Genomic DNA, 16,593 nt, shown 5'->3' with positions numbered 1-16,593 from the left:
CCTTTAAACATCCCTCATCGGCTGGGCTTTTTCGATTGAGCTTCTTCGACTGGTCTTCTTCAAGTTTACAAGAAAATTTTTCTTGATTTCATCCTAAATTCACGCAATTTACTTCCATGCGCATTATGACATGGAATATTAATTCTCTCCGGTTGCGGCTACCTTTGGTTCATAAGCTAGTCACCAACTATTCGCCCGATATCCTCTGTTTTCAAGAAACAAAAGTACCCGACCCACTCTTCCCTCATCAAGCCCTACAAGATATGGGATACCCTTTTATCGCTTTCAAAGGGATGAAAAGTTACAATGGGGTTGCCATTGCTTCACGATTCCCTCTTCAACCCAATGATTCTCCACCCGATTGGTGTATGAAAACCGATAGTCGGCATCTTGATGTTGAAATTCTTCACCCTACGACCTCATTCCGTCTGCATAATTTTTATGTTCCCGCTGGAGGAGATATTCCCGACCCGGAGAGTAATCCCAAATTTGCCCATAAACTGGCTTTTGTCAAAGAAACAACAGAGTGGTTTACTCAAACACCCTCAAAAGCGACCATTCTGGTTGGAGACCTGAACATTGCCCCCTTGCCCGAGGATGTCTGGAGCCATAAACAGCTTCTTCCCATTGTGAGCCATACTCCGGTAGAAACAGAGTTGCTGACCCAATGGCAGAAAACCATTTTTGTCGACGCCATGCGCTTAATTACTCCTCCCCCAGAAAAACTCTTCACATGGTGGTCTTACCGCAACCGAGACTGGAGAAAATCCAACCGTGGTCGTAGGCTTGACCATATCTGGATAACACCTGACCTAACCACCAAACTTAAAACCATTGAGGTCCTTAAAGATGTGAGGGATTGGGAAAAAACCTCGGATCATGTCCCCCTGTTTATGGATATAACACTCTAAGCCACGGTTAAGCTACGGTAAGTTCAGAAATCCCCTCATGATCCTGTTGCAGGTTTTGGAACCTACGGACCTTTCAGACCCCATGCTGGCTATGCCCTCAGTATTGAGCATTCCCTCTACATTGCTACAGATCAGCAAGGAAAAGGATACGGCAAAGCCCTCCTCCAGCATCTCCTTCAAACAGCAACCGTCCAGAATTTCCACATCATGATTGGAGGACTTTCTGCCAATAACATAACTAAAACCTCAAACTATAGAACGAACAAAAAAAATGCTATGCCATTGATGTTATTCTATAAAGAGCTATGCTATTGAGAGAATACACAACCAACCTACTATTGATTATTGATTATTGATTATTGATTATTGATTATTGATTATTGATTATTGATTATTGATTATTGATTATTGATTATTGATTATTGATTATTGAAGGATTTAGCAATAACGAACCTGGTTGTACAAATCTTTTCTCTAGAAGTGAGAGATATCCTTGTCTCAATATTCCTAGTGAGGTGGCACACTTAAAGATCTTCACACATCTCAAGACCAAGAACCAAACCTGGCACATGATCCACCTAAAATAGAAGGTCTATCCCAATAGCCCCTCTTATGGTTGAGACAAACACTGGCCTTTTTAACACCAACCCCTGTTGCAAAATGCCGCCCTTCATAAAATTTCCAATCATTCAGCCCGGTCATCTGGAAAGAAGGATTTTGGAGCAGCCCGCAGAATCCCGCCCCTATGGCAAGATCATTGCGCCATTATACAGGCTAACACCCTACCGTACCAGTTATGGTATAACGCCCAGAAATATATTATAATGTCTAGAAAACAATATTTGGGGAAGGCAACATCCAAGCTTCATTAATGCTCGTCGGTGAACAAGTCTGGTGATCAGGAGGATAATGTGCTCACGCGTTTGAGGCTTTGGACCATCCGCAGAAAAAACCACCAGAATAGTACCGTCCATCTGCACAGCACCCATAATAGAGAGACTGCCCCTTTATTAGACGGCAGGAATAGGGCTTACACAAGCGATTAAACACGCTGGATTTGAAAGAGAGAATATTGATCTCACCAATGCCGTCATACATTTAACGCGCCAAAAGCTCGGTTATTCTAAAGGGCTTAACGATATAGTCATGGCACCCGCATCAAGTCCCTTAACAACATCCACTTCTAAGTTTAAGCAAACAGCCAATCAAGGAAGCATCCGCTATCCAAACAGGCATACGGAAAGATAGTCTTCTCTATAGCGTGTGTTGTAGGTTAAGCCGGTAACCACCCCCCTCGGTAATTAAAAGAGTAGCACTGGCAGGATCTGGCTCGATCTTCTGGCGTAGGCGGTATATATGGGTTTCTAACGTATGGGTAGTAACAGCAGAGTTATAGCCCCATATTTCATTGAGTAAAACTTGCCGTGGTACTGCTCTGGTGTCAGCGCGGTAGAGGAATTTTAAGATAGAGGCCTCTTTCTCGGTAAGCCTGATCCGTTTATTCTGCTTGGCATCCTGAAGGGTTTTTGCAGACGGCCGAAAAACATAGGGTCCAATGTTAAAAACAGCATCCTCACTATTTTCAAAAATACGCATCTGAGCACGCAAACGCGCCAAAAGCTCGGCTATTCTAAAGGGCTTAGCGATATAGTCATTGGCACCCGCATCAAGCCCCTTTACAACATCCACTTCATCGTCAGAGCCCGTGAGCATAATAATGGGAATACGCTTGCCTTCTTTACGAAGGGTTTTACAAAAGTCACGGCCATCACCATCGGGCAGGCTTACATCCAAAATAATGGAATCATAACGGTTGCTGCTGGTACCTAAAAGAGCACGTGCTTCAGCTAATGTTGCTGCATCATGAACTGAAAACTCTCCACCATGCTGAAGTTGCTCCTTTAACATATCGCGCAGAGCCTGATCATCATCTACAACCAGAACCGGTCTTGAGCCAACCATAAAATCCTCTATTCACTATCTATACTTCTTACTTGTAGTCTAACCTTCACAAAGCGTAGGTCAAGCATCTTTATACCATAAACGCCCCCTGTTCACATTTTTCATATTTCTGTTTCTTCTTTTTCTTCTAACTCTGGCATTGGAGGGGTTGGTACAAAAGCCGGATCACTGAAAACAATCAATAAATCACCAATCATCGGATCGGGAGGAGAAAGACTTTCTACAGAATTTATCCATAAATCCGTTTTTTGGCGAATAACCAAAAACAGCATTTGCTCGGATGTTTGCTGCTTTATAGAGGCAAGGGCCTCCTCTGTTGCCTCTAAGGCTTCAAACCGCCATCCTTGCCCATATAGAGCTTCAATAGAAGTAAAATTCCAGGAAGGTTCTCCCAGCAATTTCCCCCGTGCATCACGGCTTAACCCCCGATATAGATCCAACCTCGAAGTGCCTGGGCTGACCTGAAACACCCTTTCCCGCCCTAAATGAGGTGCAAAATGAGCACAGACCAGCCCGTTATAAATAGAATCCGGTGTTACTGAAATCAGATAGTCTACCGGCGTTTCCTCAAGCTGTTCAGTACCATAGACTGAAAGGATCTCCGCTCGAAGCACTGGCACACCTTCTTCTTCAGCGCAGGCCAGGGCGATTGAATAACTATCGCACAGTAGAACGGGCACCCCTATCTTATGTAATGTTAAGGCCAGGTTAGACGACCATTCACTAGCACCCACTATTGCCAAGGCAGGCTGATCAGGTTTGGCTAACCCCAACAATTTTGCCAGGGGCTGTAAGGAAAACCCGTGTAAAACCATTGTCGCGGCAATCAAAGCAAAGACAGCTGGGGTAATGAGCTCTGCATTAGGGTAGCCTACTTCTCGAAGCTTAATCCCTGCCACACCTGCTACAGCAGCTGCCACTATACCGCGTGGGGCAATCCACCCCAGAAGGGTACGCTCCTGCCAGCTTAACCCCGAGCGCATTGTAGAAAAAAAGATTGCCACCGGCCTGACCCCAAACATAACAGCAATGGTGAGCAGTAAGATAGGCAAAGACAGACTATATAAGACTGTTCTGTTCAAATCTGCTGTTAAAACAATAAAGAGAACAGAAACAATTAAAACCACAAGCGATTCTTTAACCCGTTTTAAATCATCAAGTCCACGCACGTGCAAATTTGCCAATGTCATGCCAAAAACAGTAACTGCAACCAACCCCGTTCCTTCCATGAACAAGCTACAAATAGCATATACACAAAGGGCTAAACCTAAAAGCAGAGGAATTTTTAAAACTTCCGGCATAAGGTCGCGAGTAAATAAAAATCTAATAAGGAAAGCAGGCAGAATGCCCAGCACAATGGAAACACACCCCCCTAATAACAGATAGGGCAAGATGTGAGTGGTCAGCATAAAAGAGGCGCTCCGTCCCCCATGAATAAGCAAAACCTGCATTACCAACGAAGCCAAAATAGACCCCACTGGATCGTTTAAAATCGCTTCCCAACGCAAAAAGGCTGCAACGCGGTTTTCCAGCTTAAAATGCCTTAACAAGGGCAAAACAACCGTAGGCCCGGTTACAACCGTAATGGCTCCAAACAGAAAGGCTACACCCCAAGAAAAATTACCCACATAATGAGCAGCAAGCGTTCCCAACACCCAGTTAAGGGGAAGGGCTACAATTGTTAGGCGCAACACGCCAGAGCTTGCTGCGTGCCACTCCCTAAAATCAAGAGCAAGGCCGCCTTCAAACACAATGATGGCCACAGCAAGCGAAACCAGCTGACGAAAAAATGGGCCAATATTCTCAGAAGGATGAATAATCCCAAACCCCGGCCCAAGAATAAGCCCCCAGGTAAAGAGCAATACAATGGCCGGTAACCGAAAACGCCATGCCAGCCATTGCGCGCCAATGCCACCAGCAAGCACACACACCAAACCCCAAACAAAGCTTTCATGCATAGGCTATATCTTTTTCCCATTTTGCTATACAAAGAACAGGCTTTTTCACTTTAGCCACCTTATTCATCGAGTATTTCTAACCTAATCTTCACGCTTCCTTTCCACCTTTATAAAACCATATGACCAAGTTGTGTTACAACATTACCATAAGAAGGGTTTTTTTAGAAATTTTCATAACCAATAAGGTAGAAATACGTTCACTCTTGAAAAAACCTTTCTCCCCGGTAAGGCTGACCATTAGGATAGAAACTATTAGTTTTCCCTTACTTTTCCCTTATTAAACCGCCCAAAGAGGCCCACTTTGCCCCACCTTCTTATCTTAACGACGTTCACTCTTCTCTTAAGTGTCATTTGTGGGCTGATTAATAAATATACCCTAAAAATGCCCACCCATATGGGGATTCTAGCGATTGCCTTAATGGGATCCTTATTAGGAGCAATTATTAACTTTTTTTTCAATAACCCCTTTCAGTCTGCAGCCCTATTCTTGCTTCAAGAAGTTGACTTCTCAACCACCCTCCTCAAAGGCGTTTTGGCCATCCTGCTTTTTGCAGGGAGCTTGCATGTGAATGTAGAAGAATTATGGAAAAACCGTTTAAGCATCGGAATGCTGGCCCTTGTAGGAACCTGCATTGCCGTGGCTCTAATCGGAAGCTGTTTTTGGCTTATTTTTCCCCTCTTCCAGCTCAATATTCCTTACATATGGTGCCTCGTGCTGGGGAGCATTCTGGCCCCTACTGATCCCGTTTCGGTTATTGGCATGCTTAAACGGATTGGCCTGCCAGAAAAACTTCAGGCTATTTTTGCAGGAGAAAGCCTTTTTAACGATGGGGTAGCCATTGTTTTTTTTACGGTGACCTACCTCATCGCTACCGAGGCTTCCCATTTCACCCCTTCGATAGAATCCATCGGACTCCTGCTTTTAAAGGATATTCCAGGGAGTATTTTTCTAGGATTTATAAGCGGTTTAATAACAACCCATGTCATTAGAAAAGCCGCTGACAAAGATATGGAAATCCTTCTTTCCCTTACCTTGGCCACCGGTGTTTTCAGCCTTGCCGAATATCTCGAATGCTCTGGCCCTATAGCCGTGGTCACCGCAGGCCTTATGCTTGGGCACAACTCTGCCCACCATAAAAAGCACAATGACCGCTCCCATAACTTTATGCTGACATTCTGGGAAATTCTGGACGAAGTTATTAACTGCATGCTGTTTATGCTTATTGGGATAGAAGTTCTGGCCATTCCTTTTAACAGCACGGTGTTTTTTATCTCCTTGCTTGGTATTCTTATTGTGTTGGCCAGCAGAGCATTAAGCGTTATTTTAAGTGGATGGGTCCTTATTAAGGCAGATCCCAAACCCCTCTCCATGTTTTCTATTCTCACATGGGGTGGGCTCCGTGGAGGAATATCCCTTGCCCTTTCTTTTACCCTTCCCACCACCGGCCCACGTGAGCCCTTTTTGGGCATCACCTATACCATTGTTATTTTTACCATTCTTGTACAAGGTTTAACGATGGAAAAGGTCTCTCGTTACTTTTATAAAGACTACCTTATGAAGAAAGAAAACGCCCACTAAGATGCAAGATTTCCTTGCTTAACCCACAGTGATTTTCTTATTCCTTGCTGGACTGGTAGAGCATATTAAGAGGCTTGAGAGAACGATACTGAAGGAACGAGGCAAATTGCTCGTGTAACTTCAGGATAAGCAAAACCCGTGGGTGGGCAATTATTTGCAGATGACCTTCTAGAATCTTTCCGTCAAGCTTAAAAACTCGTAGGCAGCTATATTGACACAATAAAACTGTTCCAAAAAAGCAGAAAGAGATGCGGTCAGCAGAAAGAAGAGACACTCTTCATTGCCTTATTTTATTAAATAAACCTCATGACCTAGAAGGTCATAGCCATACGATGTGTATTTTATCTTTTTAGGCATTCCAGTGAGGGGTTAAGGTCTATTATCTACTACGGTTAATTTTGTACTAGGCTATCATCCCTGCTGGTTGCATTGCAAATTTTACCCCTGAAGGCCCAAAAGGGTTATACGGATTCACAATCACCTGAATAGCGATGAACCCCCTCGAAAAAGCATGACACCTTATCACTTGGGACTACCGACCTGACCATCATCTACACCAGATCTATACTCGCTAAGATTATAAGGTCAAAAATCATATGATGATCAATTGAGTCCACATGAGGGTTAAGAGGATCACAATTGATAGGAACAAGAAATAAAAAAAGCGGTAAATGACACCAAAAGGAATTCATGCAGCAACCAAAGGCCATACACTGATAAAGCGTTTAAAATTAATAAGGTTTTTGCAGAAAGTGGCCCTCGTTCGGAAGGGATAAGCAGGTTCTGATTAGGCCAGAGGGTGGCTTTTCACGAGTAGCCCTCATTCAGAAGAGATAAGCTTGGATATTGTTCCTGTTAACAGGCCGGAACTACACCTGAGTGCCTTTCAATAGGGATATCTGCTTTTGTTCAATATAACAGAATAATTTCGGTTATAATAAAGCCAGTATGGGCAGGAAACCGTGGCTCTCCTGTTTATTCCCTTTTATGATTTATTCTGTCTGCTGGGAGTCTTTTTGTTCCATTGTTTGTCGTTGCAAAACAGAACAGAAAAAACCATCCGTACCATAGCTTGCCGGCGTAAGCTCTAAAAAAGGCTTTTGCCTCATGGCCTCTGGCAAGATTTGAGCAGAATCAATCTCCTTTAACCAGAGTTGTTGGAAGTCTGGGTTCGCTTGCAAAAAGGCTTCAACCTGTGCCTGGTTTTCCTGTGAAAGGAGCGAACATGTCGCATAAATGAGCCTTCCTCCGGGTTTAACAAGGCGTGATGCTGTTTGCAAAATGTTTCTTTGTTTAACTTTAAGCTCGTCAAGATCTGTTTGTGTTAGACGTAACCGACCATCTGGATTTCGCCGCCATGTACCCGTTCCCGTGCATGGAGCATCTACCAACACCCTATCAAAGCGAGCTTTTTGCCTCTTCAGCCATTTATCACCTTCTACCAAAAGATGACGCTCAACATTATGAACCCCAGCACGGCGCAATCGCTTTACGGCAGCTTCTAACCTGTGTGATGAAACATCACAGGCAACAATATGCCCCTGATTTTGCATAGCCATAGCCATACCAAGGGTTTTCCCACCAGCACCTGCACAATAATCCATCACACGCTGGCCCGGTTGAGCTTCAGCCAGCAAGGCGATTAACTGGCTTCCCTCGTCCTGTATTTCAATGTCTCCAGAACGAAATAGAGCAGACGAGGTAATAGAAATACGGCCATCAATTCGAATCCCCCAAGGAGAGAGAGGACTTTTCTCTGCCATAATTTTTTCTTCTGCCAAGGCAGCCAAAGCCTTCTCGCAACTGGTTTTCAACAGATTAACCCGTATATCAAGAGAGGCGGGCTGGAGGAGGGCTTTTGCCTCTTTTTCCAGCTCTTTTCCGAAACGCTCCTCCAAGAGAGGCATGAGCCACTCTGGCATTTCCAAGCGGACAGCCCTAGGCATAGAAGCAACCTCTAGCGTACGGCCAACAAGGCCAGCAAGAATCATCTTCTCCTTATTGGTTAAGGCGTCTGGAGCATAACGACCGCCTGAAAATAAGGCCTGAACATGCTCAAAAGGCTGACCAGACAATACTGCCCACCCAGCGCACATCAACCGTGATGAGGGCACTTGCACATTCATTTGCGCAAGCCACCATTCCAATTTTTTCCAATGCCGAAGAATATCCCAGATACGGGCAGAAATAGCTCTTCTATCTCCACCGCCGATATAACGCCGATCACGGAAAAAATTATTGGCTACAGCATCTGCCGGGCGCTGAAAAGACATAACTTCCGACAAAAGCTCAATACTGGCAGCAAGCCTAGCCGCAGGCGTCATGGATGTTCCTCAAATAAAAAACCGTTTAAACACCTGCAAGGCAGACATTCACCCTTTATACAAACTTACCAACCTTATTCCTGGCGGTAATTAGGGGCCTCACGGGTAATAGAAACATCATGAACATGGCTTTCACGTAAGCCAGCCCCTGTAATGCGCCTAAATTGAGGCTTACTCTGCAACTCTGCAATATTGCCACAACCTGTATAGCCCATACCCGAACGTAAACCACCCACCAGCTGATGCACCACAGCCCCCATTGCCCCTTTGTAAGGCACCCGGCCTTCAATACCCTCAGGTACCATCTTCTGAGTATCCTTAACCTCTTGTTGGAAGTAGCGATCAGCAGAACCGCGGGCCATAGCCCCTAAACTCCCCATACCACGATAGGATTTATAAGTTCTCCCCTGATAAAGAAACACTTCACCGGGGGATTCTTCTGTACCAGCCAGCAAGGAGCCAACCATAACAACATCAGCGCCTGCAGCAATGGCTTTGACGATATCTCCCGAAGTACGAATACCACCATCAGCAATTGCAGGCACATCTTGTTCATGGCATGCAGCAGCTGTTTCCAGAACAGCACTAAACTGCGGAACACCAACACCTGCTACAACCCGTGTTGTGCAAATAGACCCTGGCCCAATACCAATTTTTACCGAGTCAGCTCCCGCATTAATTAAAGCCATGGCCCCTTCTGGAGTAGCCACATTCCCTGCAATAATCTGAATATCGTTTCGTAGGGATTTAATACGCTCTACTGCTGCCAAAACACCAGAAGAATGGCCATGCGCAGTATCGACCACTAAAATATCCACCCCGGCATTAACCAATGCTCGGGCCCTTTTAAACCCATCATCTCCAACACCCGTTGCCGCCGCACAGCGCAGCCTACCCATTTCATCTTTATTGGCAAGGGGAAAAGTGACAGATTTCTCTATATCCTTTACAGTAATAATCCCTACGCACCGGCCTTCCTCATCAACCACCAATAATTTTTCAATCCGGTGTTTATGGAGCAAATGCTCAGCATATGCCCTATCGAGTTTGCCGTCTTTGCGGATGGTTATAAGATTATCCCTTGTCATCAGCTCAGAAACACGCTGTTTGGGATCGGTTGCAAAACGGACATCTCTGTTGGTCAGAATCCCTATGAGCCGCTGGGAGCCATGCTCAACAACAGGCAAACCACTAATTCCATTAGCACTCATAATCTGACGGGCATCTTGTAATGTTTCATCAGGGTGGATGGTAACCGGGTTAATTACCATGCCCGATTCAAAACGTTTCACACGGCGAACTTGTTCAGCTTGCTCTTCGATATCCAAATTCTTGTGAATAACTCCCAAACCACCCTGTTGGGCCATTGCTATGGCCATTTTTTCTTCAGTGACCGTATCCATGGCAGCAGAAACAAGGGGAATATTAAGATTAACCCTCCGCGTAAGCCTGGTGCTGGTTACAACCTCACTCGGCAATACTGAAGATTCGGCTGGAATAACCAGCACATCATCAAAAGCCAAAGCTTCACTAATACGATTATAAAGAGATGATGAGGGTTTGAAAGACATGGTTACTCCTAACAGCTATAATTCAAGGAGAAACCCTAAAGCCTTATATGCCACGGTGTTTCATCCGTTGCCTGTTCCTCTTATGCTGATAAAACAGGATTGACAAGCATTTTGTTTTGTTTCCCGCAAAGAAAATCCAAAATTAAAGGCTATTCTGTATTTCTTCCAATACAGGCTTCATCCGTTCTGGCCTAAAACCTGTGGCTATAACATAAAGCTCACTCGACTCCTTGCGGCTTGCAGGGGGCTTGGCATGCTTAACAACAGAAAAACCTGTTTTAAGCATATGAAGCATTCTTTTCTCAGAGCCACCTTGAAAAACCTTGGCCACAAAACTCCCCCCCTCCTTTAAAATCTCTGCGGCAAAGATTAAGGCCTGCTCGGCGAGATCCATAATTCGTAAATGATCGGTGGCTGCATGGCCGGTGGTATTTGGCGCCATATCTGAAAGCACAATATCTGCAAACCCGTCGATCATTTGTTTAAGGCGATCAACCATTTCAGGATCTGTAAAATCTCCCTGAATAATCTCAGCTCCTGGCACGGGCTCAACCTCTAACAAATCAATCCCGACAACCTTACCGGCCTTCTCTTTTAAGGCAACCTGGCTCCATCCCCCAGGGGCTGCACCCAGATCTACAACAGACATGCCCTTTTTTATCAACCCATACCGATCATTCAGTTCAATAAGTTTAAAGGATGCCCGTGAACGCCAACCCTGCTTTTTGGCTGCCACCACATAAGGATCATTCAATTGGCGGGCAAGCCATTTCTGTTGGGCTGTCGTTTTACCACGTGTTTTTTTAACAGTAACACTTTCCAGTCTTTGAGCTGGAATTCCTGATTTCTGTTTCACTCCACACTCCTGGATAATTTTATAAAATTCTGGCTTAGTAAGTTGGGGCCTTTGGCAAGTTAGCCTTTAAGACAGCTTATCAGACTTTACTGGCCTTAAAACCCTCACTTCCTCCACAGCCGATGGCAGGGCCTTTGTCAAAGCTGGATATTAGAGAGAGATGATGAATTTTAGAAGCCAAAAGAATACCTCAGCACACTTAAACTCCCACCCTCATATTTCCTTCCCGCAACCCCATCCGCAAAATAAGCAAACCACCTCATAGTCCACCCAAAACATGACCATTGCATTCCCTTTTTATGGGAGGCCCTTTATTTTATAGGAAACCCTTTTCCTTAAGATGACAGATCCATATTTTCTCAAATTTTACTTTACCCTCTTCTGCCGCTAAAACTCTTCACCACCACGCCCTCATGACTTTCTGAAGTAGAAAGTAGAATATCTTTATAAAAAAGTACAACTTTATAAAAATATAGGATCTATATGATTTTTCTGCTTTTTGAGCGTTCTTTATAACCAGGTGTACGATAATAATTAGGCCTTCTTGCAGGCTTCATCATTTGTGAGAGAAGGCCATCTCGTAATCCACGATCTGCAATAATAACATTTTTTATAGACCATGTCCGCACGATCGCCTCAAAAATGGCACAGCCTGGCAAAATATAATCTGCCCTATCAACCCCAATCCCAGGATGTTTTTTAAGTCCTGAAAAGCCAAGCCCAACCAAGGTACGAATAACCCCTATAGCCCGTTCACACGCCAAAAGAGAGCCATCAATGGCCGCGCGATTATATCTCTCCAACCCCAAAGCAATACTCGCCAGAGTTGTAACCGTACCGCTCGTCCCCAAAAGACGAACATTCCTTTTGGATATTTCGCGCCCTATACAATGCACATCTTCAAACTCTTCCAGATAATGGGTAATTTCATCCACCATGGCCGCATAACCGGATTGGGTAAAAATTGCATCCCCATATTGCTCTGAGAGAGTGACCACCCCTTTAGGAATGCTAATATAGCCTATTAGACTTTGCCTATTTTTATTGCTATCCATACGAATCCAGGCAATTTCCGTAGAACCGCCCCCAATATCAAACAGTAAGGCCCTGGAGGAAGTTCCCCCATAGGCAGACCCATGCAAAAAATAGGCGCAGCTTTCCAGAGCAAGCTCAACTTCTTCCCGAGATGAGATAATATCGATATCCAAACCCGTTTCTTTACGAACGCGCTTAAGAAAAGATTTGCCATTAGCAGCCCTTCGACAGGCCTCAGTAGCTACAGCACGCATATTTTGAAGAGAATGCCCTTGCAAACGTTCTGCACAAACCTGCAAGGCATCTAGCGTTCTCTCCATAGCCTCGGAACTCAGCATACCAGAAGTATGGAGCCCTTCGCCCAAACGCACAATACGTGTAAAGTTATCAACAACCCTAAAACCCAAGCGTGAGGGCATAGCCACCATCATGCGACAGTTATTGGTACCAAGATCAATAGCCGCATAGATAGAATCTCCCTTTTCCGCGGCAGAAAGATTCAGTGCTGCGGCAGGAAATAAATCACTAGAAGAAGGTTCGTTTAAAAGACGAGTCCTGCTTCTTTTCATAGCACAGACCCCCCTCTGCTGATAAAATGGATCACTTATCGAAAAAACAAAGCATTTCTTTGTATAATATAGAAAAAAAATCTATTTTCTAGAAAAATATCTAAATTAAGCCTTTTTTAAATAGATTATTTGTGTTTTATTATCTTCCTGCTGTTGGATACCTCATTTGCTATCCCCCCAATTTATTACGGTTTCATACTAAATTGGGCCTGGTCATTTCCTTTTAATTTTCCTTCCGCCACATCCTTCCAACGAAATGACCTGACCAAAGAAATTAATTTTGTAATGTCTCTTGCACGCCCGAAATTATGATGTTATGAGGAGCAGCATACACATTGGGAGATAGTTTAGCGGTAGAACTACCGGCTCTGACCCGGTCAGCCCTGGTTCGAATCCAGGTCTCCCAGCCATTTTTTATTTTATTTCCTAAAAAACTCTGCAAGGATACTGCACAGTATCCTTTGATTTTTTACCTGCCCAATTCCCTCGCCCAATAACCTCTTAAAAATAACTTAAAAGGGCTTGTACAGGATGGCGAAGCTGTTTATTTTCCACTCTCTTAGCCTGACTGCGGCAGGAATAGCCCGTTGTTAAACAGAATTGGTCTGGGAGGGAGGAAAGCTTGACTTGCCAGGAAAGCTTATAAATATCCTGTGACATGTCCTTATGCTCACTTTCGTGCCCAAAGCTGCCAGCCATACCACAACATCCGACAGCGACATTTTCTAATGTCAAACCAAAATAGGCAAACAGGCTTTTCCATTGCTGAAAACTTTCAGCCACCATGGTGGTTTCTGTACAATGCCCCAGCAAATACCATTTTTTTTGACCAGTCTCCCTTTCCAGATACTTATGAAAATGACCTAACCCATTTTTTTTCTGAATTTGCTGAAATAGCCACTCTTGAAAAAGAAGAACCCTGAAATTCCTTTTCCCTGGCTCCAACTCTTTGGTATATTCATCGCGATAGCACAATGTTAATGCTGGATCGATGCCTACCATGGGAATACCGAGCTTTTCCACCTGACTTAAAATCAGGGCGGCCTTGGTGGCTGTTGTTCTAAAAAGCTGCAAAAACCCTTTCACATGTTGTGGCTTCCCATTGGGAAGAAACGGAATGATAAGGGGAATAAAGCCTAGCTTTTCAATTAATATAATAAAATCCATCACCAGTCTTGCTTCATAAAAGCTGGTAAAGGCATCCTGGACGATAGCAACATAACGGGTTTTCTCATTTTTCTTCATTAACGAAAGCTGCTTTACCCTTTCCTCATTTAAAAAATAAGGACGGCCTGTTTTCGCTAAGGTGGGCTGAGAAAGGCTCGGCATATCTACCATACGGAAATATTTTTCTATAAGCCCAGCACTACGTTTTTGGTGCATGACCCAATTAAATATTTTTCCATACCGAGCCATAAGGGGAGCATAATATTCCACCCCTGCCACCAAATAATCCCTTAATGGCCTTACATAACGGGTATAATATACTTCCAAGAAACGGGCTTTAAAGGCTGGCACATCTATTTTAACCGGGCATTGGCTTGCACATGCCTTACAGGCCAAACACCCCGAAAGAGCAGCCATAACCTCATGGGAAAAATCATAAGAGTCCGAGCGGTTCTTCTCTCTTCTTAAAAACCCTACCACTTCATTCCACCAGACAGGGCGTTTGTAAGATTGCTGAGCAATAGCTTCAGGACTCACCCCATAACTTGCAAGTAATGTCAGCCACTCGCGCACGACACCTGCACGCCCTTTAGGAGAATGCACCCGATCTGCACTGACCTTCATGGACGGGCACATGGGAGTATATTCATCAAAGGAAAAGCACAGCCCATTTCCATTACACGTCATAGCACCTGAAAAAAGCTGCCGCGTGGCAGAGGGAACTTGTTGGTCCAACAAGCCACGCATAGGACTTTCTACCCCCATTAACACCCCATCATTTTGCCATGGCACACAAATCTTTCCAGGGTTAAGCTGATTATAGGGGTCAAAGGCAGCCTTGATTTTCCGCAAAGAACGATAAAGAATTGAACCGAAAAAATCTTCTGTATATTCGCCTCTTATACCCTTGCCATGCTCACCCCACAACAATCCCCCATAATGAGCTGTTAAGGCTGTCACTTTATCGGATATTTCCTTAACGAGGGCCCTTTGCCGAGCATCATACAAATTCAGGGCGGGTCGAACATGCAAAACCCCTGAATCGACATGCCCAAACATCCCATAGGAAAGATGATAAGAATCTAATAAAGCACGAAATTCTGTAATATAATCTGCCAAACTGGCGGGGGGAACGCAGGTATCTTCCACAAAAGCTACAGGTTTGGCTTCCCCTTTGGTATTCCCCAGCAAGCCTACCGCCTTTTTGCGCATGGTATAAATCCGCTCAATATCGGCAAGGGAATGACACACCTGAAAGCCCATAACACCGTTTTGGCTGGTTTGTTGCTGCTCCACCAAAAGCTGGCATAAATCTTCAACCTGTTTTTCTATCGCAGCAGCTTCATCACCTGCAAATTCTACAATATTCAGCCCCTGCACTGTATGATCTGAAACCTCGGCGAGAAGCCCCTTCACTGAATGCCAAACAATATCTTCTCGCGCGAGGGAAAGCACCTTGGAATCAATTGTCTCTACCGAGAGGGCCTTAGCTGCCAGCATAAAAGGGGCATGACGAAGGGCGGAGTCAAAATCCTTATAATGAATATTAACCAATCGACGAATAGCTGGCAGAGGCTGAATGTGTAAACGCGCTTCCGTTACAAAAGCCAACGTCCCTTCTGAACCCGCAATGAGACGCGATAAATCCACTCTCCCCTGTTCTGGATTATAAACATGCTTAAGGTCATAGCCTGTTAAAAAACGATTTAAGGGTGGAAAGTGCCTCTCAATTTCCTCTTTATTTTCAATACATTCTGCCAAAACTGCCGAAAGCAAGCGACCATAGCCCCCCCCTTGCTGCATAATGCCCTTAGCTTCTTCCAGAGATAGGGGCCCTGTTTCTATCACCTCTCCCCCTAAGAGAACCACCGTAAGGTTAAGGATATGATCCGATGTTTTACCATAAACAAGAGAACCCTGCCCTGAGGCATCGGTGTTAATCATCCCGCCCAATGTCGCCCTGTTGCTGGTGGAAAGATCGGGAGAGAAAAAATACCCAAACGGTTTAAGGTGTCTGTTGAGCTGGTCTTTTACCACACCCGCCTCAACCCTGACCCATCCATTTTCGGCATTCACTTCCTGAATATGCTTCATATGCCGAGAAAGATCTACGGTAATACCATAATTCAAGGATTGCCCATTTGTGCCCGTTCCACCCCCCCGAGGAGTAAAGGCAATGTGGCGAAAGGGCGCCTTCCCTGCGAGCTTGGCGAGCAATACCACATCGGCCGTATTTTTCGGAAAAAGAACCGCTTGCGGTAAAAACTGGTAAATACTGTTATCAGTAGCCATACTCAAGCGGCTGGCATAGGCTGTTTCGCACTCTCCTTGGAAGCCTTCGGCTTGAAGCTGATCAAGGTAAGCATGCACCTCTTTGCTGATCAGAGGTTTATGGGAAAGGCGAGGAATCATAAAACCATTACTTTCAAACAGGTCATATCCAATAATACTCTACAAAACCTCTTCTTTTTAAAAAGCCCTTTAAGCTTTAAAGCAGAGTCCACACCAAACCGCTTTGGCATTTATGCTATTATTAGCAAACAAATATACATCAAAATACCGAATACGTGATGAGATTTTTACTCATAATCTCCTTATAATCCCGTAACGCGTCGTCCAACCTTATTTTGATACACTCTTGACCCTTCGTGTCATCTTTCA

General features: G+C 44.6%; 9 protein-coding genes, 1 tRNA gene and 1 pseudogene. 4 read left to right on the top strand and 7 right to left on the bottom strand.

Going from position 1 to position 16,593, the window contains the following annotated elements:
• The first annotated feature begins 116 nt into the window (after window positions 1–116).
• Window positions 117–911: an exodeoxyribonuclease III gene (locus JGUZn3_RS07445; protein WP_203412933.1), complete on the top strand. Its 795-nt coding sequence runs from the start codon at window positions 117–119 to the stop codon at window positions 909–911.
• A 57-nt stretch (window positions 912–968) separates the two neighbouring features.
• Window positions 969–1,226: pseudogene (locus JGUZn3_RS12955) on the top strand (N-acetyltransferase family protein); the annotation flags it as partial.
• Between the two features lie 939 nt (window positions 1,227–2,165).
• On the opposite strand, the gene JGUZn3_RS07435 reads toward JGUZn3_RS12955, so the two are convergent.
• Complete coding sequence (locus JGUZn3_RS07435) at window positions 2,166–2,873, bottom strand: response regulator transcription factor (protein ID WP_203412932.1); 708 nt, start codon at window positions 2,871–2,873, stop codon at window positions 2,166–2,168.
• 101 nt (window positions 2,874–2,974) lie between these two features.
• On the bottom strand, window positions 2,975–4,831 hold the full coding sequence (locus JGUZn3_RS07430) for a cation:proton antiporter (RefSeq protein WP_203412931.1): 1,857 nt from the start codon (window positions 4,829–4,831) through the stop codon (window positions 2,975–2,977).
• A gap of 301 nt (window positions 4,832–5,132) precedes the next feature.
• Here JGUZn3_RS07430 and JGUZn3_RS07425 point away from each other — a divergent pair, with 301 nt between their 5' ends.
• Window positions 5,133–6,410 carry a cation:proton antiporter gene (locus JGUZn3_RS07425; protein ID WP_203412930.1) on the top strand — a complete coding sequence of 426 codons (1,278 nt, stop codon included), beginning with the start codon at window positions 5,133–5,135 and terminating at the stop codon, window positions 6,408–6,410.
• 992 nt (window positions 6,411–7,402) lie between these two features.
• Here JGUZn3_RS07425 and JGUZn3_RS07420 read toward each other — a convergent pair.
• The 4 genes from JGUZn3_RS07420 to JGUZn3_RS07405 all read right to left on the bottom strand — a co-directional run bounded on the left by JGUZn3_RS07420 (window position 7,403) and on the right by JGUZn3_RS07405 (window position 12,765).
• A complete protein-coding gene (locus tag JGUZn3_RS07420) occupies window positions 7,403–8,734 on the bottom strand; it encodes an RsmB/NOP family class I SAM-dependent RNA methyltransferase (protein WP_203412929.1) in 1,332 nt (443 codons plus the stop codon).
• A 74-nt stretch (window positions 8,735–8,808) separates the two neighbouring features.
• Complete coding sequence (gene guaB, locus JGUZn3_RS07415) at window positions 8,809–10,305, bottom strand: IMP dehydrogenase (RefSeq protein ID WP_203412928.1); 1,497 nt, start codon at window positions 10,303–10,305, stop codon at window positions 8,809–8,811.
• Window positions 10,306–10,447: 142 nt separating this feature from the next.
• Window positions 10,448–11,161: an RlmE family RNA methyltransferase gene (locus tag JGUZn3_RS07410; RefSeq protein ID WP_238996781.1), complete on the bottom strand. Its 714-nt coding sequence runs from the start codon at window positions 11,159–11,161 to the stop codon at window positions 10,448–10,450.
• Between the two features lie 479 nt (window positions 11,162–11,640).
• Window positions 11,641–12,765 carry a Ppx/GppA phosphatase family protein gene (locus JGUZn3_RS07405; RefSeq protein ID WP_203412927.1) on the bottom strand — a complete coding sequence of 375 codons (1,125 nt, stop codon included), beginning with the start codon at window positions 12,763–12,765 and terminating at the stop codon, window positions 11,641–11,643.
• Between the two features lie 336 nt (window positions 12,766–13,101).
• Between JGUZn3_RS07405 and JGUZn3_RS07400 the strand changes: the two genes are divergently transcribed.
• A tRNA-Gln gene (locus JGUZn3_RS07400) sits at window positions 13,102–13,175 on the top strand.
• Window positions 13,176–13,266: 91 nt separating this feature from the next.
• Here JGUZn3_RS07400 and ydiJ read toward each other — a convergent pair.
• On the bottom strand, window positions 13,267–16,344 hold the full coding sequence (gene ydiJ / locus JGUZn3_RS07395; protein ID WP_203412926.1) for a D-2-hydroxyglutarate dehydrogenase YdiJ: 3,078 nt from the start codon (window positions 16,342–16,344) through the stop codon (window positions 13,267–13,269).
• Window positions 16,345–16,593: the final 249 nt, after the last annotated feature.

This window comes from Entomobacter blattae (assembly GCF_014672835.1).
Lineage (GTDB): Bacteria > Pseudomonadota > Alphaproteobacteria > Acetobacterales > Acetobacteraceae > Entomobacter > Entomobacter blattae.
This window is presented reverse-complemented; position numbering and strand designations above follow the sequence as displayed.

Bases quoted from the DNA above. Each gene is read 5' to 3' on its own strand.
- ydiJ (WP_203412926.1), bottom strand. From the start codon at position 16,344: ATGATTCCTCGCCTTTCCCATAAACCTCTGATCAGCAAAGAGGTGCAT.
- JGUZn3_RS07445 (WP_203412933.1), top strand. From the start codon at position 117: ATGCGCATTATGACATGGAATATTAATTCTCTCCGGTTGCGGCTACCT.
- JGUZn3_RS07430 (WP_203412931.1), bottom strand. From the start codon at position 4,831: ATGCATGAAAGCTTTGTTTGGGGTTTGGTGTGTGTGCTTGCTGGTGGC.
- guaB (WP_203412928.1), bottom strand. From the start codon at position 10,305: ATGTCTTTCAAACCCTCATCATCTCTTTATAATCGTATTAGTGAAGCT.
- JGUZn3_RS07420 (WP_203412929.1), bottom strand. From the start codon at position 8,734: ATGACGCCTGCGGCTAGGCTTGCTGCCAGTATTGAGCTTTTGTCGGAA.
- JGUZn3_RS07405 (WP_203412927.1), bottom strand. From the start codon at position 12,765: ATGAAAAGAAGCAGGACTCGTCTTTTAAACGAACCTTCTTCTAGTGAT.
- JGUZn3_RS07435 (WP_203412932.1), bottom strand. From the start codon at position 2,873: ATGGTTGGCTCAAGACCGGTTCTGGTTGTAGATGATGATCAGGCTCTG.